Source organism: Mesorhizobium sp. M0626 (assembly GCF_040320665.1).
Classification (GTDB): Bacteria; Pseudomonadota; Alphaproteobacteria; order Rhizobiales; family Rhizobiaceae; genus Mesorhizobium.
Window position 1 is genome coordinate 1 of record NZ_JAMYQD010000055.1, and the last position, 1,309, is coordinate 1,309.

Annotated in this window: 1 protein-coding gene; it reads left to right on the forward strand. The window is 67.6% G+C overall.

Annotation, left to right across the window (positions count from 1 at the left end; translation table 11 throughout):
- Positions 1-1,183: Ppx/GppA phosphatase family protein (locus tag NKI37_RS31835; RefSeq protein ID WP_352794661.1), on the forward strand; the 1,183-nt coding region annotated here is incomplete at its 5' end.
- Positions 1,184-1,309: the final 126 nt, after the last annotated feature.

Below are 1,309 nucleotides of genomic sequence, written 5' to 3' on the forward strand. Positions count from 1 at the left end.
GAGAAAGCGGCGCAAGCGCCGGCGTGGGCGCAAGGTTTTTGCGCGCGACGACAGCCCTCTCGCAACGGCCGCGGCGGTCGGTGCGCCGGCCTCCGTCGGCCCGGCCGCTCCAGCGCCCGTGCCTTTGCCCTCGGCCCCACAACCCCGACCGGAACAGCCCATGCATCGGCCGCCGATGCAGGAACTGCCGGTGTTTGCCGCGCTCGATCTCGGCACCAACAATTGCCGGCTGCTGGTCGCGGTGCCGCAACGCCATGGCCAGTTCCGCGTCGTCGACGCCTTCTCGCGCATCGTCAGGCTGGGCGAGGGGCTGACCGCCAATGGGCACCTTAGCCAGGCGGCGATGGACCGCGCCGTCGAGGCGCTGAAAATCTGCGGCGACAAATTGCGCAACCGCAAGATCAGGAAAGCCCGGCTGATCGCCACCGAGGCTTGCCGCACCGCCGATAATGGCGTCGAATTCCTGCAGCGCGTCGAACGAGAGGCGGGGTTGAAGTTGGAAATCATCGACCGCCAGACCGAGGCGCGGCTTGCTGTATCCGGCTGCGGCTCGCTGGTCGAGCGCGACACGCAAGGCGTGGTCCTGTTCGACATCGGCGGCGGCTCGTCCGAAATCGCGCTGATCGACCTCACCGGCCAGCGCTCGCCGCGGCTTGCCAACCACATCGTGTCGTGGACGTCGCTTCCGGTCGGCGTTGTCTCGCTGGCCGAGCGTTTTGGCGGCCGCACGGTGACGCGCGAGATCTTTGCCGCCATGGTCGACGACGTCGCGGTGCGGCTAAAATCCTTTGATGGTCGCGACCGGTTGAGCCACGTGCTGACCAGCCCGAAATTCCATCTGCTGGGCACATCCGGCACGGTGACGACGCTGGCCGGCGTCCATCTCGACCTCGAACGCTACGACCGGCGCCGCGTCGACGGGCTGTGGATGGACCGCGACAGCGTCGACCGCATGGTCGAAAAACTGGTCGGCTGGGATTTCCAGCAGCGCTGCGCCAACCCGTGCATCGGTACGGACCGCGCCGACCTGGTGCTGGCCGGCTGTGCTATCCTGGAAGCCATCCGTGCGGTGTGGCCGTCGGAGCGGCTGCGCGTCGCCGACCGGGGCTTACGCGAAGGGATTTTGAGCGAGCTGATGGCCGATGACGGCGTCTGGCGCAACAGTGGGCGGGGCCGAGCATGATCCGCATTGCTTTGGTGAACGGTCGACCCCCACACCGTCGTGCGTAGCTCGCCACCACAACCCCGCGCGACCGGGGTGGGGAAAGGCGCGAACATTTTGAGACCAGCCGCATTCCAAGACCGCCCG